This window comes from Nocardia yamanashiensis, assembly GCF_021183565.1.
GTDB lineage: Bacteria > Actinomycetota > Actinomycetes > Mycobacteriales > Mycobacteriaceae > Nocardia > Nocardia yamanashiensis.
On the sequence record NZ_CP089226.1, the window covers coordinates 4,354,724 to 4,379,703 of the forward strand.

Here is a 24,980-nt window from a genome sequence, read left to right on the forward strand (position 1 = left end):
CTAGACGGTCCGGCCTGGAGGCGGACATGCGGGAAGGCAAGCGTGCGTACACTGTACGCACGCTTGCCCCGGTTTGTCGATTACGCCGCCGTGGCCAGTCCGTGCCGCACCAGGATGCGCTCCCGTTTGCGCGGCTGGATATTGGCCTGGCTGATGTCGCCGCCGTAGTGGGCGAGCACCCGCTGGTCCATGACGAAACGCCAGAGCGGCGGGACGGCGGCCAGCAGGAGCATCGTGGCATATCCCGCGGGGAGTTGCGGCGCCTCCTCGGAAGTCCGGAGAGTCTGGTACCGGCGTCCCGGATTGGCGTGATGGTCGCTGTGCCGCTGCAGGTGGAACAGGAAGATATTGGTGACCAGGCGATCGCTGTTCCAGCTGTCGCGGGGCGAGGTACGGGCCCAGCGGCCGTTGGGGCGGCGACGGCGCAGCAGGCCGTAATGCTCCACGTAGTTGACGGTTTCCAGCAGGCCGACGCCGATGACGGCCTGTAGCAGCAGCCAGGGCAGCAGCGCCCAGCCGAAGATCGCGATCAGGGTGCCGAAGAGCACCAGCGTCATCGACCAGGCTTGCAGGATGTGATTGTGGATGGAGAACCAGCGGTGCCCCTTGCGGCGCAGCCGGTCGCGTTCGATGCCGATGCCGGACCGGAAACCGCCGATCACGCTGCGCGGCAGGAACTCCCACAGCGATTCACCCAGGCGGGCGCTGGCCGGATCGGTCGGGGTGGCCACCCGGGCGTGGTGACCCCGGTTGTGCTCGACGAAGAAATGACCGTAACCCGACTGTGCCAGAGCGATTTTCGACAGCCAGCGCTCCAACTGCTCGGAGCGATGCCCGAGTTCGTGGGCCGCGTTGATGCCGATCCCGCTGACGAAGCCGAGGGTGGCGGCCAGGCCGAGCTTGTCGACCACGGACAGATCCGATCCGGCCCACATCGCGGACGCGATGACCAGGCCGACGAGTTGCACCGGCAGGAACATATAGGTGCACCACCGGTAGTACCGGTCGTTGCTGAGTAGCTCGTAGTCCTCGTCCTTGGGATTGCTGCCGTCTTCGCCGACGACCCAATCCAGGACGGGGATGACTATGAGGACGATGATGGGTCCGATCCACCAGAAGACCTCGAGGTCGGTTCGCAGTACCAACTGTGAAGGCAGCAACGCACTCGCAGGGGCGATGAGCCCCAGGAACCACAAGTGGCGTTTGGAATCCGGCGAACTCGACCGTTTGCCGACGTTTTGCACGTTTGCCCCGCTAATCAGATACCTCTATAACTTCGCAGCTAGATATGTACAGACACTAACGCTGTTACAGAACATTTTGAGTGGCGAAGGTGGCAACCGTTACAACCAGGACGGTCTGTTCCAGAGCACCCGCCCCTGTGGTGTCGGTCACCGCACATCACCTGCAAACCTGCGGTGAGCAACCGCTCAGTGCGACCAGACGTATCGAACCTGTGGCCGCCCGGTCCGACCGTAGTCGGTCCGGCGTTCCAGCACACCGTCTTCGGCCATACGTTCCAGGTATCGCCAAGCGGTAACCCGCGAAACGCCGACGGCACGCCCGACTTCCCCGGCGGACAACCCGCCGGAGTTTGCTCGCACCGCCCGCGCCACCTCGTCCATGGTCTGCGGCGCAATGCCTTTCGGCGAGGTCGCACGATGATCCGACGTTCGCAGCGCCCCGAAGGCGCGGTCGATGTCCTGCTGCGAGACCGCCGCTTCCCCCGCCGGCAGCGCGGCCCGGTAGCGCAGATAGCGATCGAGCTTCTCCCGGAAAGCCGCGAAGGTGAACGGCTTCAACAGATACAGCACCACGCCGTGCGCGACCGCGGCCCGCACCATGGCCAAATCGCGCGCGGAGGTCACCGCGATCACATCGGGCCGCGGTCGCAGCCCGGCCAACGCGGCGGCCACGGCGAGACCGCTCATATCCGGTAAACCGATATCCATCAAGACCAAATCCACCGGATCGCAATCGGTTTGTGACTTCCCGGCGGCTGCGATCGCGTCCTTTCCGGTGTGCACCACCCCCACGACCGTGAAGCCCGGCAACCGCTCCACGTAGGACCGGTGCGCCGCCGCGATTTTCGGATCGTCCTCCACGATCAGCACCCGGATCATCGCTTGCCGTCCCGCGAAAACGTCACCAGCACCGCCGATTCCGGCTCCGACTGCGCCCGCAGCTCCCCGCCCCGCCGCGCCACCAGCCGCCGCACCAGCGCCAGCCCCAATCCCTGATGGTCGGTCTTGGTGGAATAGCCGCGTTCGGTGGCGCGCGTGAACACCTCCTCGGACATGCCCGGACCGCTGTCGGCCACCCGCACATACAGTTCCGCGGCATCGCTGCGCACCGTCACCTCCACCCAGGCGTCCTCGTCGTGGTGCACCGCGTCCACCGCGTTGTCGATGAGATTGCCCAGCAGCGTGACCATCTCGTGCGCGGTGAGCGGTTCCACCGAATCCACCACGGTGTCCCCGGTGACCGTCAATTCCACGCCCTGCTCGGCGGCCTTCTCCACCTTGCCCAGCAGCAGCGCCACCACCGCCGGTTCGGCGACCGCGCTGGTGAGCCGGTCGATGAGGGCTTGGGAGAGTTCGAGTTCGGCGGTCGCGAAGTCCACCGCGTCCTCGGGCCGGCCCAGCTCCACCATGCTGATCACGGTGTGCAGCCGATTGGCCGCCTCGTGCGCCTGTGCGCGCAGCGATTCGGCGAAATCGCGCACCGAATCCAATTCGCCCAGCACGTCCCGCAATTCGGTGTGATCGCGCAGGGTGAGCACGGTGCCGATGCGGCGGCCGTCGTGCTCCACCTCGTCCTGATTCACCACCAGCACCCGGTCCGCGGTCACGTGCATCTCGTCGCGCACCTCCTCGGTTCCCATGCGCTGCAACGAGACCGGCAGATCGGCGCGGGTGATCGGGCCGTCGGGCAGGTCGAGCAGGCGGCGAGCCTCGTCGTTGACCACCTCGGCGTGTTCGCCGTCGCGGCCGAACACCAGCAGGCCCTCGTGCACCGAATGCAGCACCGCGTCGTGATGCTCGTACATGGCGCGCAACTCGGCCGTGCCGAGCCCGTGCGTCTGCCGCAACAGCCTGCGCCGCAACAACAGTGAGCCGAGCGTGACCACCGCCAGCCCGGCCAGCGCCACCGCCAGGATGGTGGGCAGCTGCGCCCGCACCTGATCGCCGATGTGCGCGCGGGTGACGCCCGCCGACACCAGCGCGACGATGCGGCCGTCGGCATCGCGCACCGGCGTCACCGCGCGGATCGAGGGACCCAGTGTGCCGGTGTAGGTTTCGGTGAAGGTCTCCCCCGCCAGCGCGCGATCGATATTGCCGCTGAAGGGCTGGCCGATGCGGGTGGTGTCGGTGTGGGTGTAGCGGGTGCGGTCGGGAGCCATCACCACGATGAAGTCGACTCCGGTCGCCTGGCGAATGCTCTCGGTGACCGGTTGCAGCAGCGTGGTGGGATTCGGGGCGCGCACCCCGGACACCGTGGACGGCGCATGGGCGACGCTGACGGCGATATCGGTGACCTGCACCCGGATGGCGTCGTCCTGGGCGCTGCGTAAGCGCAGCACCGCCAGCGCGGTACCGGTGGCGATCACCACCGCGAGCACCACCAGCTGCACCACGAACACCTGCCCGGCCAGGGTGCGCCCACGCCGGGGCCGCCTGCTCAGACCTGTCACCACGCCTCCGTGAAACCTTCCGCGCGCGGCGGTCCTGCCAATCGCCGCGTGAACATAACTTACGAAACAGTGACCCGCGTCACTGCCCAGGACATCATTCTCTATGCAAGTACGTGAGCGGGCTCACACCATCCGGTACCCGAAGGCTTTCCGAAATTGACTGAATCGACAACTGCGCTATCCCCCGCGGCGGCGCCGAAGAAGCGGGATCGCACGCACTGGCTGTATCTGGCCGTCATCCTGGCGGTGCTCGCGGGCATTCTCGTCGGCTGGCTGGCGCCCGGATTCGGCAAATCGGTGGGCGAACTGGGCACCCTGTTCGTGAACCTGATCAAGATGATGATCTCACCGGTCATCTTCTGCACCATCGTGCTCGGCATCGGCTCGGTGCGGGCCGCGGCCAAGGTCGGCAAGGTCGGCGGGCTGGCCATCGGCTACTTCCTGATCATGTCCACGGCGGCGCTGGCCATCGGCCTGGTGGTCGGCAACCTGCTGCATCCGGGCGACGGGCTGAATGTGGCCGCGCACGCCAAGGAGGTCGCCAAGTACGCCAAGGACGCGCAAAGCGCGGGCGGCACTTGGGATTTCATCAAGGAGATCGTGCCGACCACGCTGGTCTCCGCGCTGACCGCGGGCAAGGTGCTGCAGACGCTGTTCGTGGCGCTGCTGGTGGGCTTCGGCATCCAGGCCATGGGCGCCAAGGGCGAACCGCTGCTGCGCGGCATCGCCCTGGTGCAGCAGCTGGTGTTCCGGATCCTGACCATGATCCTGTGGCTGGCCCCGATCGGCGCGTTCGGCGCCATCGCGAATGTGGTGGCGCGCACCGGACTCGACGCGGTCAAACAGCTGGCGCTGCTGATGGTGGCCTTCTACCTGACCTGCGTGGTGTTCGTCTTCGGCGTGCTGGGCGCGCTGCTGCGGGCGGTGGCCGGGGTGTCGATCTTCAAGCTGTGCCGCTACCTGGCGCGGGAGTACCTGCTCATCGTGGCCACCTCGTCCTCGGAGTCGGCGCTGCCGCGGCTCATCGCCAAGATGGAGCATCTGGGCGTGGAGCGCACCACCGTGGGTGTCGTGGTGCCGACCGGATATTCGTTCAATCTGGACGGCACCGCCATCTACCTGACCATGGCGACCCTCTTCGTCGCCGATGCCATGGGCAAGCCGCTGTCCTGGACCGAGCAGCTGGGCCTGCTGGTGTTTATGATCGTGGCGTCCAAGGGCGCGGCCGGTGTGACAGGTGCCGGCCTGGCCACACTGGCCGGCGGCCTGCAGAGTCACCGCCCGGAACTGCTGGACGGGGTCGGGCTGATCGTGGGCATCGACCGGTTCATGTCCGAAGCCCGTGCGCTGACCAACTTCTCGGGCAATGCCGTCGCCACCGTGCTGGTCGGCACCTGGACCAAGAGCATCGACGCCGAGCGGGTCCGCGCGGTGCTGGACAAGAAGCTGCCCTTCGACGAGACCACCATGGTCGACGAACACCCGGCCGATGCTCCGGCCGACAAGAACCTGGTCCCGGCCTGAACCCAACAACCCACCCTGGGTCTGGACCAGTGAACCGCCCGGCGCGCATTTCCCCCCGTTACGCGCCGGGCGGTTTTCCACTGTCTTACACCTTCAGGTCGATGGCCAGCGTCGCGACGATCGCCTTGGCCAGCTCCGCGCCCTTCACCTCGAAGTGCCGGGCGAAGTACTCCAGATGTTCGGCGTGCTCATGGAAGTGGTGCGGGGTCAGGACGGCCGAGAACACCGGCACATCGGTTTCCAGCTGCACCCGCATGAGCGCGTCCACCACCGTCGAGGCCACGAAATCGTGCCGGTAGATGCCGCCGTCCACCACCAGCGCGCAGCCCGCGACGGCGGCGTACGCGCCGCTGGTCGCCAAACGCTTGGCCTGCAAGGGGATTTCGAAGGCCCCGGGAACCTCGATGACGTCGACCTCGGGAAAACCGCGCTCGGCCAATCCGGTCCGGCAGGCTTCGACCGCCTTGCCGACGATCTCGGAGTGCCAGCCCGCGGCGACGAGTGCGATTCGATTCGTAGTGGGTGACATGGAATTTCCTCCTGTTCGCGATGTCACCCAGGGCAGAAATACGCGAACAGGCCGACCGCGCGGAGCGGACGGGCCGGTGCCGCGTTCTCTTTCATCCGGACTGTGACCGTCGGCTCCGGGATCACACCGGAATCTGCTGACCCACCCTCGCGGGTGGCGCTCGCGGGCTCGTGCAGACGGATCGGTCCGTCTGTCATTACCGCCGGTGGGGAATTTCACCCCGCCCTGAGAACGTGTACGGCTTCGAGATTACGGGAACAACAGGACGTCCGCGTCGGCGGGGAGGGCGTCCACCGGCCACCAGCGGAGGTCGGTAGATTCCGAGCTGCGTACCGGGACGGCGCCGGCCGGGGCCTTGATCTTGAAGAGCAGATCGAGGTGCCGGGTCGGGACGCCCAGCGAGCAGGTGATGGGGTGTGCCTGCGCGCTGTAGAGGCCGGGCTCGAGGATCAGGTCCGGGATGCCCGATTCTTCGGTGGCTTCACGGAACGCCGCCGCACTGACCGAATCGTCGGATTCCTCGCAGTGGCCGCCCAATTGGATCCAGCGGCCGACCCGGGGATGCAGCGTCAGCAGGACTTCCCGCTCGTCGTGCGAGAACACCACCGCCGAGGCCGTGATGTGGCCGGCGGCGTGCTCGCGCAGGCAGCCGCGCGGGGCCGAGCCCAGGAAGGCGAGCATGGATTCGCGGATGGACTGCTCCGGACCCGTTGCCGGGTACCAGGTTTCGAGCAGCTCGACCGCCGACTTGTGCAGCGATTCGGCGCTCACGCCCGCACCTCCGCCGCCGCACCGCGCCGCATCTCCGGACCGCCGCGCATCACAGCTCCACCAGTCCGATGCCCGATTCGCGGGCCTCACGCGGGGCTGATGCCTCGAGGGGGTAGCCGATCGCGATCGCGCCCAAGGGGTTCCAGTCGGCTTCGAGGCCGAGGACGTCGCGGGTGACCTCCGGGGCGAAGATGGTCGAGCCGATCCAGCAGCTGCCTACGCCCTTGACGGCGAGGGAGACCAGCAGGCCCTGCACGGCGGCGCCGACCGCGACGGTGAACATGGTCTTCTCGGCGGCGCGGCGGGTTTCGTCGGGGTAGTCGTGCGCGCCGTCGGGAACGCAGAACGGGATGATCACCTCGGGGGCGTCGAAGAGGATGCGGCCGCGGGCTACTCGGCGTTCCACCGAGTCGGGGTCGCGGCCGTCGCCGGTGAGGTCGGCGCGCCACTTCTCGGCCATGGCCTCCAGGAGCTGATCGCGCAGGCCGCGTTTGCGCAGCCACACGAATCGCACGGGGCGGGTGTGGTGCGGGGCCGGGGCGGTCAGCGCCGCGTTCACGGCCGCCCGGATCACCTCCGGTTCGACGGGGGTGTCGGCGAACTGGCGGACCGAACGGCGCAGCGGCACAGCCTGATTGCGCCCCAGTTCGATGGCCTCCGCACTGCCCAGCCAGAAGAGGTCTTCCTCGCCGCGGCGCAGCAGGTCGGCGGCGGTGGAACCGTCGTCGGTGTATTCGAAGCCGCGCACCACCGCGACCGGGACGCCGCCCAGCTTGCCCTTCACCAGGTCGGCGGCGGCGGCCAGTTCGTCGGCGACGGCGACCAGGGTGACCTGGAGTTCGTGACCCTGGCGGTCGATCGCGCCCTCGTAGTCGTGCAGGACGCGCAGACCGGAGGAACCGATGGCGGCGTCGGTCTGGCCGTTGCGCCAGGCCCGGCCCATGGTGTCGGTGATGACGACGGCGACCTGGACGCCGAGGCGTTCGGCGAGCGCGGTGCGCAGGGCCTTGGCGCTGGCGTCGGGATCGACCGGGAGCAGCACCAGTTCGCCCTGCTCCACATTGGAGCCGTCGATGCCGGAGGCGGCCTGCACGATGCCGAGCTTGTTCTCGGTGATGAGGGTGCGGTTCTTGCGCGCGAGCACGCGCACCGCTTCCCGCGTCACGAGTTCGCGGCGGAAGGCGTCGCGCGCCTCCGGATCGGCGGGGGCCTCGACGATGCGGCCCTCGACCTTCGACACGATCTTGCTGGTCACCACCAGCACATCGCCGTCGCGCAGCCAGGGCGCCTGCGCCGCAAGGGCTTCCGCGAGGTCGTCGCCCGGCCGGAATTCGGGCAGACCGCGCACGGGCAGGATGGTCAGCTCGCCGCCCGCGGCGTGATCGCCCAGCGGGGCGGAGGCGGTGTCGTCCAGTGCGCTCACGGCTTCACTCCCGCGATGTCGAGGGCCTCGCGGACCATATCGGCGGTCGCGGCCGGGTCGCTCATGATCAGGGGGACGCTGCGGACCTCGACGCCGGGGACGTCGGCGGTGTCCGTGCTGTGGATCAGCCAGCCGTCCAATATGCCTGTGGCGGAACGGGATCCGTAGTGATTGCCGACGGCTTCGGCGGTGGTCTCCACGCCGATCACCGAGAGGCATTCGTCGGCCATACCGCGCAGCGGCTTGCCGCCGATCACCGGGGAGAGGCCGACGATCTTGGCCGCGGTGGTGCGCAGCGCGCCCCGAATGCCCGGTACGGCGAGGATCGCGCCGACGCTCACGACGGGGTTGGAAGGGGCCAGCAACACCACGTCAGCGGCCTCTATGATTTCCGTCACACCTGGGCCGGGTTTTGCTTGTTCTGCCCCAATAGTCACGAATCCATGGGTCTCGACGTTCGCTCGATAGCGCACCCACCACTCTTGGAAATGGATCGCGCGACGTTCGCCAGGGTTCTCCGGGTCCCCGATAACTACATGCGTTTCACAGCGGTCGTCGGTTGCCGGAAGCAGTTTCACACCGGGTTGCCACCGATTGCAGAGGGCCTCGGTGACCTGCGAGAGCGGGTAACCCTGACGCAGCATTTCGGAGCGAATGAGATGGGTCGCGATATCGCGGTCGCCCAGTCCGAACCAATCGGGCTGCGCGTTGTATTTCGCCAGCTCCTCCTTGGCGTGCCAGGTCTCGTCGGCATGCCCCCAACCGCGTTCCTGATCGATGCCGCCACCCAGGGTGTACATGCAGGTGTCCAGGTCAGGGCAGATACGCAGGCCGTGCATCCAGACGTCGTCGCCGACATTGACGATGGCCGTGATGTCCGCGCCGGGGAGCAGTTCGCGCACGCCCATCAGGAACCGCGCGCCGCCGACTCCGCCGACCAGTACCGCGATCCGGAGGCCGGTGCCGGGTGCGGTGTCCGCTTGTTCTCGAGTCACATCCGCACAGCCTATGCGTTCTACGCCCGAAGATGCCCCGCTACCCATTTGCTGCGAATTTGCTGTTTGAACTGCGGGAACAGTGGGAAAGGGGGTCGAGGATGGTAACGGAATCGCTTCGGCAGCTTGACCATCGACGCTCCCGGCGTGTCTAATCACAGGCATGTCATTCCGGGTCCGCGTGAGAGTGCAAGGCGCGGACGGGTTTTCGAACAGCTGTTCGCACCGGGGTGGCGAGCTCGGGGATGGCCGCGGGACTACGTCGCGGTGTTGGGCCGTCGGTGGGATCGGCTCCGACGGATTAATCATTCTGCGCTAACACACAGTGAGGAGGCGGAGCGATGGCCGATGAGCTGGCCCCGTCAGGCATTCCGGGCGGTGTATCGCAAACCGATTCCACAGCTGGCGCAGCATCTGACTTCTGCGCCGACGAACGAATCGGGTACGAGGGGGGTGAACCGTTGACGACTGCACGACCGGGGGGTGGGCAGTGGGCGCGAGCCCAGTACCAGCCCGAACCCCCGCGTTTGAGCTTGATCGTCACCGGTGCTGACGAAATGTTCGACAATTTCTCCAGAGGAAGCCGGCTCACCGAAGCCGAACAGTGGCAGGAACGGGCGCTCTGCGCTCAGACCGACCCGGAGGCGTTCTTCCCCGAGAAGGGCGGTTCCACCCGGGAGGCCAAGCGGATCTGCCTCGGTTGCGAGGTCCGCGACGAATGCCTCGAATACGCGCTGCAGAACGACGAACGCTTCGGCATCTGGGGCGGGCTGTCCGAGCGCGAACGCCGTCGCCTCAAGCGCGGCATCATCTAGGGAAAGATGCTGCGCGGGCAGGCGCAGCATCTTGAAAGCTCGGCTGTAGCAACAGCTTTCATGGACCCACTCCCGGGACCCTCAGGGGCTTCGCCCCCGAACCCCCGGATGGGAGGAAGCCCGGATCCCAGGGGCTTCACCCCCGAACGGCAGTGGGCCGAGTCGCCCGGGATTTCCCCCGAACGGGAGGGGTCCTATTCCGGTTCCGGATCGATGACGTCCGGGTCCACACCGAGGTAGGTGGCGATCTGCTGCACCAGGACTTCGCGCAGCAGGTCCACCAGGTCGTCGGGGTCTCCGGCGCGTAGCTCTAATGGCTTGCGGAACAACACGACCCGGGCTCGGGTAGCCATGCCGTAGCGATCCACGCCGGCCGGGATGAGGCGGGAGAGCGGCACCGGGCCGTCGGCTACCACCTCGTCCGGCCATTGCACCGAATCCGGATGCAACGGGCGGATTTTCGGCACATCGTCCACCGCGATATCGAGCTTGGTGAGCTGTTCGTGCCAGCGGCTCTCCAGCGGCGCGAACGCCTCCAGCACCAGGCGGTCGAACTGCTGGCCGCGGGTCCGCCGGGCCGGCACCGTCGGCGGCAGCATCGGCCCGCGCACACCGCGCCCGCGGCGGATCACGGACCGCGCGGTGGGCGGTCGCCGACGACGGGAACGAGTCATACCCCCGAATCTACTGGGTTGCTCACCACTGTGGGTTGCCCCACCTCCCGCGCCGACTCGGACGGTTCACCCAGCGGCTCGGAGGCGACGACTGATCTCGTGCGGCGCGGGTAACTCGCCGGGTACGACCGAAATCGGCGACGCTCCCCCGACCGCCGGCACGGGTTGCCGATGGTCCACGGCAACCGGCCGCCCGCTGAAGACGCGGAGAGGCGGAACAGCGTGTCTGTCCCCGGAGCGGCGCGTTGAGGGTTACCCTGCTTGGCGTGATCCCCATGCGTCGTTGCTGCCGGCCCGGCTGCAAGAACCCGGCCGTCGCGACGCTGACCTATGTGTACTCGGACTCCATGGCCGTGGTCGGTCCGCTCGTGACGGTCGCCGAACCGCACTCCTGGGACCTGTGCGAAACGCACGCTTCCCGGATTACCGCCCCGAAGGGCTGGGAGCTGGTCAAGCACGAGGGCGGGTTCTCCTCCTCGACGCCCGACGACGACGATCTCACCGCGCTGGCCGAAGCCGTCCGCGAAGCCGGATTGCGCCGCCGGACACCGGATCCCGACCCGCGCGGTTACACCGACTACGCACCGGCTCCGCAGCGCCCGACCCGCACGGGGCGCACCGGCCGGAGGGGCCATCTACGTGTCCTACCGGATCCGCCGAACTAGCTCGACGCCTTACGAGCGAATACGGGACATGCAGCGCACCGCCGAATACGACTCGTCGCCGAGAGCTACTAGGGTGTTCCCTATGACAGTCGCCCGGTCCGCCGAGTCCGTTCAAGCAGTCATCAAGGCCTATGACGTTCGAGGAGTAGTCGGCGAACAGATCGACGCGGACTTCGTCCGGGACGTGGCCGGGGCCTTCGCCCGGCTGATGCGCTCCGAGGGCGCGCAGCGCGTGGTCATCGGGCACGATATGCGCGATTCCTCCCCCGCCCTGGCCGAAGCCTTCGCCGACGGCGTGCAGTCGCAGGGCCTGGACGTGGTGCACATCGGGCTGGCCTCCACCGACGAGCTGTACTTCGCCTCCGGCCATTTGGATTGCCCCGGAGCCATGTTCACCGCCTCGCACAATCCGGCCAAGTACAACGGCATCAAGCTGTGCCGCGCCAAGGCGCTGCCGGTCGGTCAGGACACCGGCCTGGCCACCATCTCCGACGAGGTCGTCACGGGCGTCCCGGCCTACGACGGCCCGCGCGGCGCCGCCACCGAGCAGGACCTGCTCGCCGCCTACGCGGCCTTCCTGCACAAGCTGGTCGACCTGAGCGATTCCCGCCCGCTGCGCATCGCGGTGGACGCCGGCAACGGCATGGGCGGGTTCACCGTCCCGGCCGTGCTGGGCACGCTGCCGCAGTACACCATCGAGCCGATGTTCTTCGAACTCGACGGCACCTTCCCCAATCACGAAGCCAATCCACTGGATCCGAAGAACCTGGTGGATCTGCAGGCCTACGTCCGCAAGACCGGCGCCGATATCGGCCTGGCCTTCGACGGCGACGCCGACCGCTGCTTCGTGGTGGACGAGAAGGGCGATCCGGTCTCCCCGTCGGCCGTCACCGCGCTGGTTGCCGAGCGCGAGCTGACCAAGGAGCCGGGCGCGACCATCATCCACAATCTGATCACCTCCAAGGCGGTGCCGGAGCTGGTGACCGAACTCGGCGGCACCCCGGTGCGCACCCGCGTCGGCCACTCGTTCATCAAGCAGCAGATGGCCGCCACCGGCGCCATCTTCGGCGGCGAGCATTCCGCGCACTACTACTTCCGCGACTTCTGGGGCGCCGACTCCGGCATGCTCGCGGCCCTGCACGTGCTGGCGGCGCTCGGCGAGAAGGAGCGCCCGATGTCGGAACTGGCATCGGCCTATTCGACCTACGCCGCGTCCGGGGAGATCAACTCCACGGTCGCCGACGCGCAGGACCGGACCACCGCCGTGCTGGAGGCGTTCGGCAAGCGCGCCAAGTCGGTGGACCGCTTGGACGGAGTCACGGTGCAGTTGCCCGACGGCGCCTGGTTCAACCTGCGCGCCTCCAATACCGAACCGCTGCTTCGGCTCAATGTCGAAGCACGATCGCAGGAGGAAGTAGACGCACTCGTAACCGAGATCCTGAGCATCGTCCGCGCCTGACTGGAATAGTGGAATCACAGAGCTTGGATTCACCAGCGCCTGGTGACCCGATGAGGGGAGGTGGCAACGCCCGATGATCGCTGGGACACCGGTACTCGACCTCGATGACGTCGCCTCGCTGGAGGCGGCCGACACCGGCGGTGGCCTGCGCTCCGCCGCGTCGGGCGGAGCCCTGGTCAGGGCTACCGCCGCGGCCATTTCCGAAGATGCTTTGGCTCGGTTGCAGGACCTGCGGCCGCGCAGTCTGGTACTCGTCTCCGGCGCCGGGCGGGCCGCCCGCGCCGCCGGTCTGCTGATCGCCGCGCTCGGTGATCGCACGAGTATGCCGCTGGTGCCCGCGACCTCGATCCCGCCCTGGGTGGGACCGCTGGACGTGGTGCTGGTGGCCGGTGACGACGCGGGCGATCCGCGCCTCGCCGAAGCCGTGGACCGGGCGCTGCGCCGCGGTGCGGAGGTCATCGTGGCCGCACCCGACGAGGGACCGCTGCGCGCGGCCGCCGCCGGCCGGGCCACCATGTTGCCGCCGCGGCTGCCCGTGCTCGACCACAATCGGCTGCTGCGTTACTTCGCCGTCGGCATGGCGGTGCTGGCCGCCGTCGACCCCAATCGGGTCGGTCCGCTGGTGCCGGATCTGAACGAGCTCGCCGATCTGCTGGACGCCGAGGCGCTGCGCGACGGACCGCAGCACGAGGCCTTCCACAATCCCGCCAAGACCCTCGCCACCCGTATGCAGCAGCGGCCGCGCCTGGTGCTGACCGGCGACAGCGCCGCCACCACCGAGCTGGCCGTGCACGGCTGCGAGGTGCTGCTGGCCGGGGCCGGGAAGATCGCCACCGCCGCGACCCTGGCGGAAAGCATTGCGGCGCACGGCCGTCTGGTCGAGGCGGCCGGCGTATCCGCGCCGGACTTCGATCCGCTGTTCCACGACGAGCAGCTCGACGGGCCCGCGCCCGTTCAGCAGGTGCGGGTGTTCGTGCTGACCACCGGTCCCGACGAATTCGCGGTACGGCGGCGGCTCGGGGTGTTCTCCGCCGATGCCGGGCTGGTGGACGCCGATCTGGTGAACGTGGACGCGGAAGCGGCCGCCACCGCCGGTACGGCCACCACCGGCGCCGAAGGGCAGCCCCTGACGCCCCCGCCCGGCGGCGAACTGGCACAGTTGGCGGTGCTGGCCCTGCGGCTCGAAATGGCCGCCGCCTACCTACGACTACTCGGTTCCCGCCCGGCCGCCGGACCGGGACGCTATGACGGGGGACACTACTAGTGCACGAACTCGTTGGTGCGCTGCGCTCCTATGCCTGGGGATCACGCACCGCGCTCGCTCAGCTGTGCGGACGACCGGTTCCCTCCGCGCATCCGGAGGCCGAACTCTGGTTCGGCGCCCACCCCGCCGATCCGGCGCGGGTGCAGATCAACGGCCACAGCGAATCGCTGCTGGAGTTGGTCAGCGCCGACCCGCAACGCGAATTGGGTCCGGTCGCGGGCGAATTCGGCGGCCGGCTGCCGTTCCTGCTGAAGATCCTGGCCGCCGAGGAACCGCTCTCGCTGCAGGCGCATCCCAGCATCGAACAGGCGCGGGCCGGCTACGCCCGGGAGAACCACGCCGGGGTCGCCCTCGACGCGCCGATGCGGAACTACCGGGACGAGAACCACAAACCCGAACTGGTGGTGGCGCTGAACCGGTTCGAGGCCCTGGCCGGGTTCCGCGAACCGCGCCGGACCGTGCGGCTGCTGACCGCGCTGGACGTGCCGGAACTGACGCCGTACGCGGAACTGCTCGCGGCGCAGCCGGATTCGGCCGGGCTGCGCACGCTGTTCACCACCTGGATCGCGCTGCCGCAGCACGCCCTGGCGAATCTGCTGCCGAAGGTGCTGGACGGGTGCGTGCGGTACCTGTCGGAGCGGGACGCCGGATACGACGGCACGCCCAAGGAATTCACCGCCGAGGTGCGCACCGCGCTGGAACTGGCCGAGGCCTATCCGGGCGATGCCGGGGTGCTGGCGGCGCTGCTGCTCAATCGCATCACCCTGGAACCGGGCGAGGGACTGTTCCTCGCGGCCGGAAATCTGCACGCCTATCTCAGCGGCGTCGGCGTCGAGATCATGGCCAATTCCGACAATGTGCTGCGCGGCGGGCTCACGCCCAAGCACGTGGACGTGCCGGAACTGCTGCGCGTGCTGGACTTCGAACCGCTCGAGCTGCCGATCATCGAAGCCGAGCAGACGGGCGCGGGGACCTACCGGTACGACACGCCGGCGCCCGAATTCGCGCTCAGCCGAATCGAACTCGCGGCGGACGCCGATCCGGTGCCGCTGCACGCCGGACCCGGCATCGCGCTGTGCACGCACGGGAATGTGCGGCTGCTGCAGGGCAAGCACGAACTCATCGTCGAATGCGGCAGCGCGGCTTGGATTTCGGCCGCCGACGGACCGATCCGGGCCGCCGCCGCGGACGGACCGGCCCAATTGTTCTGCGCCACCGCCGGAGCGGACTAGTTCGCCGGCCGCGACCGGGCGACTGATCTCGTAAGATCCGGGTAACTCCTGGGGCACACCCAGAATCTGTTCAGCACCCGGCCGCACCACGCGTGCACGAATCGATACGGCCCCGGGCCGTGCGCTGAAGGCGCGGAGAGGCGGAAATGTCCGGCGGTAAGAAGGCGATCCTGGCGGCGTTGAGCGCCAATGCCGGTATCGCGGCGGCGAAGTTCATCGGCGCGGCGATCACCGGATCGGCGTCGATGCTGGCCGAGGCCGTGCACTCGGTGGCGGACACCTCGAATCAGGGCCTGCTGCTGCTCGGGCAGAAGCGTGCCGAACAGCAGGCCGATCAGCTGCATCCCTTCGGGTACGGGCGGAATCGGTACTTCTATTCGTTCGTGGTCGCCCTGGTGATCTTCGCGCTCGGCTCGCTGTACGCGATCTACGAGGGCATTCACAAGATCCAGCATCCGGAGGAGCTCTCGAACGCCATCGTGGCGATCGTCATCCTCGGTATCGCGATCGCGCTGGAGGGCTTCTCCTTCGTCACCGCCATGCGGGAATCCAAGCCGCTCAAGGGCAATGCCTCCTGGTGGCAGTTCATCCGCACCTCGCGCAATCCGGAACTGCCGGTGGTGCTGCTCGAGGACACCGGGGCGCTCATCGGCCTGCTCATCGCCTTCGTGGCGATCACCTTGACCGTGCTGACCGGGGAGCCGATCTGGGACGGTGTCGGCACGCTGGGCATCGGCGTGCTGCTGGGCATCATCGCGGTCATTCTGATCATCGAGATGCAGAGCCTGCTGATCGGTGAGGGCGCGCTGCCCGCGGACGAGGCGAAGATTCGCGATCGGCTGGTCGACGGGGAGCACATCGACCGGGTCATCCACCTGCGGACCCAGTATCTGGGGCCGGAGGAACTGCTGGTGGCCGCCAAGATCTCGATCGTGCCGGGGCTGGAGATCGACCAGATCGCCGACGCCATCGACGCGGCCGAAGCGCGTGTGCGCGAGGCGGTTCCGGCGGCGCGGGTCATCTACCTGGAGCCCGACCTGTACCGGACCAAGACCGTCGACGCGTAGGGCGTGTAGCGCCGGTTCGGCCGGAAATCGCCGTAGCGTGAACGATATGGCATCCGGTAGTCGCAAAGCGGTGCTGGCGGCATTCTCCGCCGACGCCGGCATCACCCTCGCCAAATTCATCGGTGCGGCGATCACCGGATCGGCGTCCATGCTCGCCGAATCGGTGCACTCGCTGGCCGACACCGCCAATCAGGGCCTGCTGCTGGTGGGCCGGCGGCGGGCCGAGCAGGAAGCCGATCAGCTGCACCAGTTCGGGTACGGGCGGAACCGGTACTTCTATTCGTTCGTGGTCGCACTCGTCATCTTCACCGTGGGGTCGCTGTACGCGATCGACGAGGGCATCCACAAGATCCGGCATCCGGAGCATCTGAGCGATACCTGGGTGGCCATCGCCATCCTGGTCATCGCGATGGCATTGGAGTCCTACAGTCTGCTCACCGCCAAGAAAGCCTCGGCGCCGCTGAAGGGGCGCAAGAGCTGGTGGGCGTTCATCCGGAGCACGCGCAGCGCGGAACTGCCGGTGGTGCTGCTGGAGGATTCCGGGGCGCTGATCGGGCTGGGGCTGGCCTTTCTCGGCGTCGGATTGACCGCGCTCACCGGCGATCCGGTGTGGGACGGGGTCGGGACGGTGGCCATCGGCGTCCTGCTCGGATTCATCGCGGTGGTGCTGATCGTGGAGATGAAGAGCCTGCTCATCGGGGAAGGCGCGCCGGCGGAGGAGGATCGGCGGATTCGGGAGCGGCTGGTCGGCGGGCCCGGGATCGATCGGGTGCTGGATCTCAAGACCCAATACCTCGCGCCCGACGATCTGCTGGTGGCGGCCAAGGTGGCGATGACGCCGGGACTGGACATCGAGGCGGCGGCCATCGCCATCGACGCGGCGGAAGTGCGGGTGCGGCAGGCGGTTCCGGCCGTCCGGCACCTCTATATCGAACCGGATCTCTACCGGTCCGAATCAGCGCGCCAGTAGTTCCAGCGGATCGGTGCGCACGCCGAACTCGCGGCGCAGCGCGTGCCGGGCGGCGTAGTAGCCGTTCATGCCGTGCACGCCCGGGCCCGGCGGGGTCGCCGAGGAGCACAGGTACACGCCCGGCAGCGGCGTCGAATACGGATTCCAGCGCGGGGCGGGGCGTAAGACGGTCTGCCGCAAGGTCATCGCGCCCGCCGAGATATCGCCGCCGATGTAGTTGGGATTGTGCGCGGGCATCTTGGCGGCGGTGCGCACGTGGGTGGCCAGGATCAGATCGCGGAAGCCGGGGGCGAAGCGTTCCACCTGCGCGGTAATGGTTTCGGTGAGATCGCGCGTCGAACCGTTGGGGACGTGGGCGTAGGTGTACAGCGTGTGCTTGCCCGCCGGGGCGCGGGAATCGTCGACCACGCCCGGCTGGATGGCCAGCACGAACGGACGCTCGGCGTGTTGCCCGGCGGCGACGGCCTTTTCGGCCGCGACGGCTTCCGCGCGGGTGCCGACCAGATGCAGGGTGCCCGCGCGGTCGCAGCCCAGCGCCCGCCACGGCACCGGGCCGGACAGTGCGAAGTCGACCTTGCAGGCCGCGCCGCCGTAGTGGAAGTGCCGGAGCGAGAAGTCGTAGCGGGCGGGCAGCGTGGCGATGCGCTGGAATTCGGCCGGGGCGATATCCAGCAGGACCGTCTTCACCTCGGCGAACTCGTCGATGGAATCCACCCGGTGTCCCGTGATGATCCGTCCCCCATGGGCTTTCAGGTCCTCGGCCAGCGCGGCCATGATGGCCTGCGAACCGCCGCGCGGCACCGGCCAGCCGCCCACATGGGCGAGGGCGCCGAGCAGGGCGGCCACGCCCGCCGACGGAATCGAGCGCGGCGGGCGAATGGCATGGGCGGCAATGCCGGTCAGCAGCGCGGGCGCGATCTCTTCGCGGAAACGCAGATTCCACAGCGGTGTGGACTGTTCCAGCAGGCGGCGCGCGAATCGCACCCCGGTGGTCACGTGCAGGGGCGGATGCCGCAGATCCGACATGCCGAGGTCCACCAGTTGTTCCCAGTCGCGCACCAGCGGCCCGAACAACCGCCGCCACGCGCCGCCGTCGCGGCCCAGTCCGTCCACCGTGTGGTCGAGATCGCGCCAGGCCAGCCCGGCGTGCCCGTCGTCCAGTGGATGCGCGTAGGAGACCTGCGGCGCAAGCATTTCCACGCCGTGCTTCGCCAGATCGAAGGCCCGGAAGAACGGGGACGCCACCGCCATGGGGTGCGCGCCCGCGCACAGATCGTGCTCGAACCCCGGCAGCGTCACCTGCGCGGTGCGGCAGCCGCCGCCGAAATCCTCGGCCGCTTCGAATACTTCGACCTCGAGTCCGGCGCGGGCCAGGATCACCGCCGCCGCCAGGCCGTTGGGTCCCGATCCGACCACCACCGCGTCCGCCATGATCTCAGCGTAGGCGCGCCCCGGGCGTTACGGCCGCGACCGTGACGAACCACGCGCTCCGGGCTGGTCAGCGCGGTCCAGGGCGGGGAGCGTCAGGCGGGGCCGATCCATTGGGACACCAGGATTTCCAGTCGTGCAGTGCGAAAGTCGGGCCGCAGCCGACCTCCCCGGTCGAGGGTGGCGAGCCCGTGCAATGCGCTCCAGGCCACCTCGGTGAAGGTCTCGGCGTCGTGCGGGGTGGCGAACGGCGCGAAGGTCTGCAGCAGTTCCACGAAGGCGTCCTGGAGCGGCTGCGGCGCGCCGGGGCCGAATTTCAGTTCGGTGCGCAGCGAGAACATGGCGTCGTAGAGGGCGGGCTTGTCACGAGAGAAATCGAGGTAGCCCTGGGCGACGGCGGTGACCGCGGCCGCCGGGTCGGACGCGGTCTCGCGGGCGCGGCGGGTGGCGGCGGCCAGTTCGGCGAAACCCTCCAGCGCGACCGCGGAGACGATGGCGTCCTTGCCGGCGAAGTGCGAATACAGCACCGGCTGGCTGTATTCGATGCGATCGGCGAGCTTGCGCACGGTCACGGCGTCCCAGCCATCGGTCTCGGCGATCTGCCGCGCGGTATCGATGATGAGCTGGTGCCGGCCGGCGCGCTCACGCTCTTTTCGAGTCTGGATTGCGCTCATGGGAAAACTCTAGCACCGCTAGACAAGCTACCCACGCACGGTATCGATCCCGGGTGTGACGCGCGACACCGTGCGGTGAATTTCCGGAGCACGCGTCGTCCACACTGACGACGACGCAACCACGAAGGAGCGACACCATGGCGACCACCAAGCCGCACGGCCCGGCCTCGTACTTCCCGGCCATCGAGACCAAATACGGTCGCTCGGTGGACGATTGGTTCGCCACGCTGGCCGGCACCGGCATCACCTCGCACAAGGAGCTGGTGAATTGGCTCAAGAGCGAGCACGAGATGGGGCACGGCCATGCCACCGCCCTGGTGCAGTTCCACCTCAACCCCGGCAAGTGGGAACGCTGAACCCCTTCCGGCGCAAACGAAATCGGCCGCTCACCTGGTGAACGGCCGATTCGCTGAATAATCGATCAGACGTCGGTGGAGAAGCGGATGCCGCCGTCCGGGATGTCCACGCCCGGCCAGACGCGCGCGCCCCGTAGTAGTTCGCAACGCGCGCCGACGATCGCGCCGTCGCCGATCACGGCATCGCGGACCAGGGCCCGGGGGCCGATCTTGGCGCCGAAGCCGATGATCGAACGTTCCACGGTGGCACCGGCTTCCACGCACGCGCCGTCGAACAGGACCGCGCCGTCGAGCCGAGCACCGGCGCCGACTTCCGCGCCGCGGCCGACGACCGTGCCGCCGATGAGCAGCGCGCCGGGCGCGACGCCCGCACCGGGATGCACGAGCGATTCGCCGCGCTGCCCCGGCAGGGCCGGGGAGGGCGCGATGCCGCGGACCAGATCGGCCGAGCCGCGCACGAAGTCCTCGGGGGTGCCCATGTCCCGCCAGTACGAGGTGTCCACGTGACCCTGGATGTGCGCGCCCTCGGCGAGCAGGGACGGGAAGGTCTCGCGCTCGACGGAGACCGGACGCCCGGCCGGAATCTTCTCGATGTACTCGCGGCGGAAGACGTAGCAGCCGGCATTGATCTGATCGGTCGGCGGATCCTGGGTCTTCTCCAGGAACGCGGTGACCCGCCCGTTCGCGTCGGTCGGGACGCAGCCGAAGGCGCGCGGATCGCTGACCCGGACCAGGTGCAGCGTCACATCGGCGTTCGAGGAGTGGTGGGTGTCCAGGATCGCGCCCAGATCGGTGCCGCCCAGCACGTCGCCGTTGAACACCATCACCGTGTCGTTGCGCAGCTTGGGCACCACGTTGCGGATGCCGCCGCCGGTCCCCAGCGGCTCGGTCTCGGTGACGTACTCGAGTTCCAGGCCGAGCTCAGAGCCGTCACCGAAGTGCTCCTCGAAAACCTCCGCCTTGTAGGAGGTGCCGAGGACCACGTGGGTGATGCCGGCGTCGGCGATGCGGGCCAGCAGGTGCTGCAGGAAGGGCAGACCCGCGGTGGGCAGCATCGGCTTGGGGGCGGAGAGGGTCAACGGGCGCAGACGGGTGCCCTGTCCCCCGACCAGGATCACCGCATCGGTGGTCCCGGCGCCATTGCCGCTGTTGGCCATCATCTCCCCTGGGTTCGAGTGGTCTGTTCAGGATTGCGCGGCGCGGTCGCGTTCACGCAGTGCGGATCGAACCGCAAGCTTGCAGCGGATCGCAAGTCCGGCCTTCAGAGCGACCCGCAGTGGAGCCTGCCACCAGTGTGGATGCCGGTCCGCCTGGAAGCGGTAGGCGCTGGCGTGGTGCGCCGGGAGCATGGTCTCCGGGTGCTTGCCCGCCGCGTGTCCCTTGGCATGGGTGACCTCGGCGGAGGGCACGAACACATTGTGCCAGCCCGCCTTGCCCATGCGGTCACCGAAGTCCACGTCCTCCATGTACATGAAGTAGCGCGAGTCGAAGCCGTCGATGGAGTCGAAGGCGGCGCGGCGCACCAGCAGGCAGGAGCCGGAGAGCCAGCCGACGGTGCGTTCGGAGATCTGTTCGTTGTCCTGGCGGTACTTCAGCGTCCAGGGATTGCCCGGCCAGATGCTGCCCAGGATGGCGTGGCCGGCGCCGTCGGCGATGCCGGGCACGGCGCGCGCGGACGGGTAGATGGAGCCGTCCGGTTCGAGCACCATCGGGCCCAGCGCGCCGGCGCGCGGCCAGCGGCGGGCGGCTTCCAGGAGCTTGTCGATGGCGTCGGTGCCCCACCGGATGTCCGGGTTGGAGATGACGATGAATTCGATGTCCGGGTCGATTTCGGCGACCGCGCGGTTGATGGCCCCGCCGTAGCCGATATTGCCGCCGGTGCGCAGTAGGCGGACGTGCTCGTTGGCTTCGGCCGCGAGTTCCGGGGAACCGTCGGTGGAACCGTTGTCGGCGAGGATGACCTGGGGCTTCTCACTCGTGGCGGTAGCCAGCGTGCTGATGAAGTGTTCCAGGTGCTCGCCGGGCGAGTAGGTCACCGTGACGACGGCCAGGGTCGGGCGGCCGGCAGAATCCGAGGGGCTCACGAACGCTCAGCCTAGTCGGAGATGGCGCGCAGTGCGTCGCCCAGCGCCGCGTTCCAGTCCCGCAGTGGGGCGAGTCCGGCCGCGGCCCACGATTTGCCCGAAAGGACCGAATACGCCGGGCGCGGAGCGGGTCTGGGGAAATCCGCGGTGCCGCAGGGCCGTACGCGTTCGGGATCGGCGCCGAGACCCGCGAAAACCGCCCGGGCAAGTTCATACCAACTGGCCTGTCCGGCGTTGGTGGCGTGCAGGATTCGCGGTGCGCCGGGCCGCGCGGCGAGCTCCAGCAAACCCGCAGCGAGGTCGGGTGCGTAGGTGGGCGAACCGATCTGGTCGGCCACCACGTTCACCGTGTCGCGCTCGGCTTCCAGGCGGCGCATGGTGGCCACGAAATCGGCGCCGCGGCCGGTGTAGACCCACGCGGTGCGGACGATGGTCGCGTCCGGCGCGAATTCCAGAACCGCTTGTTCCCCAGCCAATTTCGATCGCCCGTAGACGGTGGCCGGTCCGGTCGGATCATCGGTTTCGTAGGGGTGATCGGACTTGCCGGTGAACACGTAATCGGTGGAGAGGTGAATCAGCCGCGCACCCGCCGCGGCGCAGGCCCGGGCCAGCACTTCCGGCCCCGTGGCATTGATTTCGAAGGCCGCGTCCACCTCGGATTCGGCCTGATCCACCGCGGTATACGCGGCACAGTTGAGCACCACGTCACCCGCTTTCAGCACCGCCCGCACCGCCGCCGCGTCGGTGATGTCGAGCTCCGCGCGCCCGAATCCCCGCGCCCCCGGGGCCAGTTCGAGCAGCGCCCGCCCCAGCTGACCCCCGGCGCCGGTGACGACGAGCGGGGCGGCGGTGGTCTTGGTCACGGCGGCGGCAGTCACGGCGGCCAGTCTGACACGGCGGCCGGGTGTTTCGCACATATGCCATCACCTGCGCAAATGCCCGCGCATCCGGCGGCCGGGTGGGCGATCTCGCACGACTCACGGAGCGCCGGCTACGCGGTCCGGCACCCCCGCGCGTCTAGCCTGCATACCGGGGGCATTCCAGCGGTATCACCTCGATCGGCGGGGATGCAGGCCGACCATCGGAAAGGACATGAGGGTTGCCGGAGAGCACTAGGGCATCCGCACCGCTACCGTCGCGCCCGGTCCGGGCGACGGGGCCGCGGCGCTCGAATCCGATGCGGGCGCTGGCCATGGTCGCGGCGGCGCTGGTGCTGGTGGTGACCGGGCTCGGCTGGTATCAGGTGGACCGGTTGGTGTCGTCCATCGAGCGGATCGGCAATCTGGGATTGGGCGGGGGCCGCGACGGCGCGGTGGACATTCTCATGGTGGGCATCGACTCGCGCACCGACGCGCACGGCAATCCGCTGTCCGAGGACGAGCGCGCCATGCTGCACGCGGGCGACGAGGTCGGGCTCAATACCGACACCATCGTGCTGATCCGGGTGCCCAACGACGGCAGTTCGGCCACCGCCATCTCGATTCCGCGCGATGCCTACGTGGACATTCCGGGACTCGGCAAAGGCAAGATCAATTCCGCGTACGGCGTGACCAAGCTGAACGAGCAGCAGAAGCTCCTGGACAAGGGCGTCTCCGAATCCGAGGCCGACAAGCGCTCCACCACGGCAGGACGGCAGGCGCTGATCAAGACGGTCGGCAATCTGACCGGCATCACCGTCGACCACTACGCCGAAGTCGGATTGCTCGGATTCGTGCTGCTCACCGATGCCGTCGGCGGCGTCGAGGTGTGCCTGAACAATGCCGTCTACGAACCGCTCTCGGGCGCGGACTTCCCCGCCGGGCGGCAGAAGCTCAATGGCGCACAGGCTTTGAGTTTCGTGCGCCAGCGCCACGAACTGCCGCGCGGGGATCTGGACCGGATCGTGCGCCAGCAGGTGTACATGGCGCAGCTGGTGCACCAGGTGCTCAGCGCCAAGACGCTCACCAGTCCGGGCCGATTGCAGGAACTCAGCACTGCCGTCGGCCGCACCGTGGTCCTCGACGACGACTGGGACGTCCTGAAATTCCTCGGGCAGTTGCAGGATCTGTCCGGCGGCCAGGTCAAGTTCGAGACCATTCCGGTCAAGGATCTCAACGGCTGGACCGACGACGGCGAATCGGTGGTCAAGGTCGATCCCGAGGCGGTGCGCAAGTACGTCGCCAAGATGGTCGGCGAGGACGGGTCCACCCATGACGAGACGGGCGGCGTCGATCCGGCCACGGTGACCGCCGATGTCTTCAACGCCAGCGGCACCGGCGGCCTGGCCGCGCAGGCCGCGCAGGCGCTGACCGGCAAGGGTTTCCGCACCGGCACGGTGGACAACTGGATCGGCGGCCCGGTGCAGTCGAGCCGGGTGCTCGCGGCCAGTGCGGGCGACCCCAAGGCGCGCGCGGTGGCCAAGGCGCTCGGCGGCCTGCCGGTGCTGTCGGAGGCGGGTCTTCCCGAGGGTTCGGTGCGCGTGGTGCTGGCGAGTGACTACGCTGGTCCCGGTTCGGCGGCGAGCACCAGCACCTCCGTCATGGATTTCTCCGGCAGTTCGACCACGGCGACGCCGGTGCCGCCGGCGCCACCCATCGATGCCGGGCAGAACGGACCGAAATGCGTGAATTAACCGAAACCCTCACCGACGCCGTACTCGAACCCATCCTGGCCCGTGATGCCGCGGGCCCGCGCATCACCTTCTACGACGACGCCACCGGGGCGCGGATCGAATTGTCCGCGCTCACGCTGGCCAATTGGGCGGCCAAGACCGCCAATATGATTCGCGACGAGTTCGGGCTGTCCGCGGGGGCGCGGGTGGCGGTGCTGCTGCCCGCGCACTGGCAGACCGCGGCGGTGCTGCTGGGCTGCTGGTGGGCCGGGGCGGAAGTGGTGTTGCACGCCGATCCGGACGCCGAGCTGGCGCTGGTGACCGCGGACCGGATCGACGAGGCGGGCGATATTCCGGAGATCGCGGCGCTGTCGCTGGATCCGATGGGAATGCCGGTCAAGGATCTGCCGGTCGGGATCACCGATTACGCGACTTCGGTGCGGGTGCACGGGGATCAGTTCCGGCCGGGCGGCGTGGGTTGCGCGCTGGACGGGATGTCGGTGTCGGCGGTGCTTGCCGAGGCGCGGAAATCGGCTGCGCGGCAGGGTTTCACGGCCGAGGACCGGGTGCTGTCCACGACACCCTGGGAGACCCCGACCGAACTGATCGACGGCCTGCTGGCGGTGTTCGCGGCGGGCGCGTCGCTGGTGCAGGTGGCGCATCCGGATCCGGCCGCGCTGGCGCGGCGAGTGGCCGGCGAGCGGGTGACCGCCCAGCGGGGCTGACAGCTCCTACCCGGGTAGGAGCCGCCGTTCCCGCCGTGGGA

24 protein-coding genes and 1 riboswitch are annotated in these 24,980 nt (G+C 68.6%); of the genes, 11 read left to right on the forward strand and 13 right to left on the reverse strand.

Annotated features, from left to right (window positions below; translation table 11 throughout):
- Positions 1-80 precede the first annotated feature (80 nt).
- The 3 genes from LTV02_RS20635 to LTV02_RS20645 all read right to left on the reverse strand — a co-directional run bounded on the left by LTV02_RS20635 (position 81) and on the right by LTV02_RS20645 (position 3,685).
- On the reverse strand, positions 81-1,244 hold the full coding sequence (locus tag LTV02_RS20635) for an alkane 1-monooxygenase (protein ID WP_233033011.1): 1,164 nt from the start codon (positions 1,242-1,244) through the stop codon (positions 81-83).
- 186 nt (positions 1,245-1,430) lie between these two features.
- On the reverse strand, positions 1,431-2,123 hold the full coding sequence (locus LTV02_RS20640; RefSeq protein ID WP_233033013.1) for a response regulator: 693 nt from the start codon (positions 2,121-2,123) through the stop codon (positions 1,431-1,433).
- A complete protein-coding gene (locus LTV02_RS20645) occupies positions 2,120-3,685 on the reverse strand; it encodes a sensor histidine kinase (protein ID WP_408639413.1) in 1,566 nt (521 codons plus the stop codon). The genes LTV02_RS20640 and LTV02_RS20645 overlap by 4 nt, the downstream gene beginning before the upstream one ends.
- A 165-nt stretch (positions 3,686-3,850) precedes the next feature.
- Between LTV02_RS20645 and LTV02_RS20650 the strand changes: the two genes are divergently transcribed.
- Positions 3,851-5,218, forward strand: a complete 1,368-nt coding sequence (locus LTV02_RS20650) for a cation:dicarboxylate symporter family transporter (protein WP_233033015.1) — start codon at positions 3,851-3,853, stop codon at positions 5,216-5,218.
- Positions 5,219-5,303: 85 nt separating this feature from the next.
- Here LTV02_RS20650 and LTV02_RS20655 read toward each other — a convergent pair whose 3' ends face one another.
- From LTV02_RS20655 to cofD, 4 genes are all read right to left on the reverse strand, one after another.
- Positions 5,304-5,747: a 6,7-dimethyl-8-ribityllumazine synthase gene (locus LTV02_RS20655; RefSeq protein WP_233033016.1), complete on the reverse strand. Its 444-nt coding sequence runs from the start codon at positions 5,745-5,747 to the stop codon at positions 5,304-5,306.
- Positions 5,748-5,826: 79 nt separating this feature from the next.
- Positions 5,827-5,984, reverse strand: a riboswitch (FMN riboswitch).
- A 12-nt stretch (positions 5,985-5,996) separates the two neighbouring features.
- On the reverse strand, positions 5,997-6,518 hold the full coding sequence (locus LTV02_RS20660; protein ID WP_233033017.1) for an NUDIX hydrolase: 522 nt from the start codon (positions 6,516-6,518) through the stop codon (positions 5,997-5,999).
- Between the two features lie 49 nt (positions 6,519-6,567).
- The gene (locus tag LTV02_RS20665) at positions 6,568-7,932 is read right to left on the reverse strand and encodes a coenzyme F420-0:L-glutamate ligase (RefSeq protein ID WP_332909600.1); all 1,365 of its coding nucleotides are present in this window, start codon (positions 7,930-7,932) and stop codon (positions 6,568-6,570) included.
- A gap of 5 nt (positions 7,933-7,937) precedes the next feature.
- Positions 7,938-8,849, reverse strand: a complete 912-nt coding sequence (gene cofD / locus LTV02_RS20670; protein WP_233033027.1) for a 2-phospho-L-lactate transferase — start codon at positions 8,847-8,849, stop codon at positions 7,938-7,940.
- Positions 8,850-9,493: 644 nt separating this feature from the next.
- Between cofD and LTV02_RS20675 the strand changes: the two genes are divergently transcribed.
- Positions 9,494-9,751: a WhiB family transcriptional regulator gene (locus LTV02_RS20675; RefSeq protein ID WP_169815418.1), complete on the forward strand. Its 258-nt coding sequence runs from the start codon at positions 9,494-9,496 to the stop codon at positions 9,749-9,751.
- Positions 9,752-9,945: 194 nt separating this feature from the next.
- On the opposite strand, the gene LTV02_RS20680 is transcribed toward LTV02_RS20675, so the two are convergent.
- A complete protein-coding gene (locus LTV02_RS20680; RefSeq protein WP_067817419.1) occupies positions 9,946-10,425 on the reverse strand; it encodes a metallopeptidase family protein in 480 nt (159 codons plus the stop codon).
- 275 nt (positions 10,426-10,700) lie between these two features.
- On the opposite strand from LTV02_RS20680, the gene LTV02_RS20685 reads away from it, so the two are divergent.
- The 6 genes from LTV02_RS20685 to LTV02_RS20710 all read left to right on the forward strand — a co-directional run bounded on the left by LTV02_RS20685 (position 10,701) and on the right by LTV02_RS20710 (position 17,082).
- Positions 10,701-11,090: a DUF3499 domain-containing protein gene (locus LTV02_RS20685; protein WP_067720283.1), complete on the forward strand. Its 390-nt coding sequence runs from the start codon at positions 10,701-10,703 to the stop codon at positions 11,088-11,090.
- Between the two features lie 82 nt (positions 11,091-11,172).
- Positions 11,173-12,549 carry a phosphomannomutase/phosphoglucomutase gene (locus LTV02_RS20690; protein WP_233033029.1) on the forward strand — a complete coding sequence of 459 codons (1,377 nt, stop codon included), beginning with the start codon at positions 11,173-11,175 and terminating at the stop codon, positions 12,547-12,549.
- Positions 12,550-12,622: 73 nt separating this feature from the next.
- A complete protein-coding gene (locus tag LTV02_RS20695; protein ID WP_233033031.1) occupies positions 12,623-13,813 on the forward strand; it encodes a tobH protein in 1,191 nt (396 codons plus the stop codon).
- Complete coding sequence (gene manA / locus LTV02_RS20700; protein ID WP_233033033.1) at positions 13,813-15,045, forward strand: mannose-6-phosphate isomerase, class I; 1,233 nt, start codon at positions 13,813-13,815, stop codon at positions 15,043-15,045. Before LTV02_RS20695 ends, manA begins: the two co-directional genes overlap by 1 nt.
- A gap of 146 nt (positions 15,046-15,191) precedes the next feature.
- Positions 15,192-16,112, forward strand: a complete 921-nt coding sequence (locus LTV02_RS20705; RefSeq protein ID WP_233033035.1) for a cation diffusion facilitator family transporter — start codon at positions 15,192-15,194, stop codon at positions 16,110-16,112.
- Between the two features lie 46 nt (positions 16,113-16,158).
- A complete protein-coding gene (locus tag LTV02_RS20710; protein ID WP_233033037.1) occupies positions 16,159-17,082 on the forward strand; it encodes a cation diffusion facilitator family transporter in 924 nt (307 codons plus the stop codon).
- Here LTV02_RS20710 and LTV02_RS20715 read toward each other — a convergent pair.
- Both LTV02_RS20715 and LTV02_RS20720 read right to left on the reverse strand, forming a co-directional pair.
- A complete protein-coding gene (locus tag LTV02_RS20715; protein WP_233033039.1) occupies positions 17,068-18,513 on the reverse strand; it encodes a phytoene desaturase family protein in 1,446 nt (481 codons plus the stop codon). The genes LTV02_RS20710 and LTV02_RS20715 overlap by 15 nt on opposite strands.
- Positions 18,514-18,605: 92 nt before the next feature.
- Positions 18,606-19,184: a TetR/AcrR family transcriptional regulator gene (locus LTV02_RS20720; RefSeq protein WP_067720272.1), complete on the reverse strand. Its 579-nt coding sequence runs from the start codon at positions 19,182-19,184 to the stop codon at positions 18,606-18,608.
- Positions 19,185-19,321: 137 nt separating this feature from the next.
- On the opposite strand from LTV02_RS20720, the gene LTV02_RS20725 reads away from it, so the two are divergent.
- Positions 19,322-19,540 (forward strand): DUF4287 domain-containing protein, encoded by a 219-nt coding sequence (locus LTV02_RS20725; protein ID WP_067720271.1) that lies wholly within the window; start codon positions 19,322-19,324, stop codon positions 19,538-19,540.
- Between the two features lie 65 nt (positions 19,541-19,605).
- Here LTV02_RS20725 and manB read toward each other — a convergent pair whose 3' ends face one another.
- The 3 genes from manB to rfbD are packed head-to-tail and all read right to left on the reverse strand — an operon-like array spanning position 19,606 to position 22,502.
- Entirely contained in the window at positions 19,606-20,697 is a 1,092-nt protein-coding gene (gene manB, locus LTV02_RS20730; protein ID WP_408639414.1) for a mannose-1-phosphate guanylyltransferase, read from the reverse strand.
- 27 nt (positions 20,698-20,724) lie between these two features.
- On the reverse strand, positions 20,725-21,624 hold the full coding sequence (locus tag LTV02_RS20735) for a glycosyltransferase family 2 protein (RefSeq protein WP_233033043.1): 900 nt from the start codon (positions 21,622-21,624) through the stop codon (positions 20,725-20,727).
- Between the two features lie 11 nt (positions 21,625-21,635).
- Positions 21,636-22,502: a dTDP-4-dehydrorhamnose reductase gene (rfbD, locus tag LTV02_RS20740; RefSeq protein ID WP_233033045.1), complete on the reverse strand. Its 867-nt coding sequence runs from the start codon at positions 22,500-22,502 to the stop codon at positions 21,636-21,638.
- Positions 22,503-22,801: 299 nt separating this feature from the next.
- On the opposite strand from rfbD, the gene LTV02_RS20745 reads away from it, so the two are divergent.
- Positions 22,802-24,235 carry an LCP family protein gene (locus tag LTV02_RS20745; protein WP_233041638.1) on the forward strand — a complete coding sequence of 478 codons (1,434 nt, stop codon included), beginning with the start codon at positions 22,802-22,804 and terminating at the stop codon, positions 24,233-24,235.
- The gene (locus LTV02_RS20750) at positions 24,223-24,939 is read left to right on the forward strand and encodes a TIGR03089 family protein (protein ID WP_233033047.1); all 717 of its coding nucleotides are present in this window, start codon (positions 24,223-24,225) and stop codon (positions 24,937-24,939) included. The genes LTV02_RS20745 and LTV02_RS20750 overlap by 13 nt, the downstream gene beginning before the upstream one ends.
- Positions 24,940-24,980: the final 41 nt, after the last annotated feature.

Bases quoted from the DNA above. Each gene is read 5' to 3' on its own strand.
- LTV02_RS20695 (WP_233033031.1), top strand. From the start codon at position 12,623: ATGATCGCTGGGACACCGGTACTCGACCTCGATGACGTCGCCTCGCTG.
- LTV02_RS20655 (WP_233033016.1), bottom strand. From the start codon at position 5,747: ATGTCACCCACTACGAATCGAATCGCACTCGTCGCCGCGGGCTGGCAC.
- LTV02_RS20690 (WP_233033029.1), top strand. From the start codon at position 11,173: ATGACAGTCGCCCGGTCCGCCGAGTCCGTTCAAGCAGTCATCAAGGCC.
- LTV02_RS20750 (WP_233033047.1), top strand. From the start codon at position 24,223: ATGCGTGAATTAACCGAAACCCTCACCGACGCCGTACTCGAACCCATC.
- LTV02_RS20640 (WP_233033013.1), bottom strand. From the start codon at position 2,123: ATGATCCGGGTGCTGATCGTGGAGGACGATCCGAAAATCGCGGCGGCG.
- LTV02_RS20745 (WP_233041638.1), top strand. From the start codon at position 22,802: ATGCGGGCGCTGGCCATGGTCGCGGCGGCGCTGGTGCTGGTGGTGACC.
- LTV02_RS20705 (WP_233033035.1), top strand. From the start codon at position 15,192: ATGTCCGGCGGTAAGAAGGCGATCCTGGCGGCGTTGAGCGCCAATGCC.
- LTV02_RS20710 (WP_233033037.1), top strand. From the start codon at position 16,159: ATGGCATCCGGTAGTCGCAAAGCGGTGCTGGCGGCATTCTCCGCCGAC.
- manB (WP_408639414.1), bottom strand. From the start codon at position 20,697: ATGGCCAACAGCGGCAATGGCGCCGGGACCACCGATGCGGTGATCCTG.
- LTV02_RS20685 (WP_067720283.1), top strand. From the start codon at position 10,701: ATGCGTCGTTGCTGCCGGCCCGGCTGCAAGAACCCGGCCGTCGCGACG.
- cofD (WP_233033027.1), bottom strand. From the start codon at position 8,849: ATGGGCGTGCGCGAACTGCTCCCCGGCGCGGACATCACGGCCATCGTC.
- LTV02_RS20715 (WP_233033039.1), bottom strand. From the start codon at position 18,513: ATGGCGGACGCGGTGGTGGTCGGATCGGGACCCAACGGCCTGGCGGCG.
- LTV02_RS20680 (WP_067817419.1), bottom strand. From the start codon at position 10,425: ATGACTCGTTCCCGTCGTCGGCGACCGCCCACCGCGCGGTCCGTGATC.
- LTV02_RS20720 (WP_067720272.1), bottom strand. From the start codon at position 19,184: ATGAGCGCAATCCAGACTCGAAAAGAGCGTGAGCGCGCCGGCCGGCAC.
- LTV02_RS20675 (WP_169815418.1), top strand. From the start codon at position 9,494: ATGTTCGACAATTTCTCCAGAGGAAGCCGGCTCACCGAAGCCGAACAG.
- LTV02_RS20725 (WP_067720271.1), top strand. From the start codon at position 19,322: ATGGCGACCACCAAGCCGCACGGCCCGGCCTCGTACTTCCCGGCCATC.